The sequence below is a fragment of the Streptomyces sp. SID3343 genome (genome assembly GCF_009865215.1).
Lineage (GTDB): Bacteria > Actinomycetota > Actinomycetes > Streptomycetales > Streptomycetaceae > Embleya.
Genome location: NZ_WWJX01001369.1, coordinates 1 through 210, shown reverse-complemented (window position 1 = coordinate 210; position 210 = coordinate 1). Strand labels below are relative to the sequence as shown.

Annotated in this window: 1 pseudogene; it reads right to left on the bottom strand. The window is 76.2% G+C overall.

The features are described from left to right. Positions 1-210, bottom strand: a pseudogene (locus tag GT354_RS43230) (amino acid permease); the annotation flags it as partial.

The following is a 210-nucleotide window of genomic DNA, read 5'->3' as shown; positions in this document are numbered from 1 at the left end:
GGGGATGGCGCGCGGGATGGTGCGGGCGGGGTCGCGGACCTCCTCGCCCAGGGTGGCCACCCGGGCGTAGCCGGCGAACGCGAAGAACAACAGCCCGGCGGCCTGCAGCACGCCGGCCGCGCTCGCGTCGGATCCCACCTCCAGCCGGACCGTGTCGGCGGCGTCGGCGGTGAAGCAGACCGTGACCACCGCGGCCAGCAGAGCCAGGAC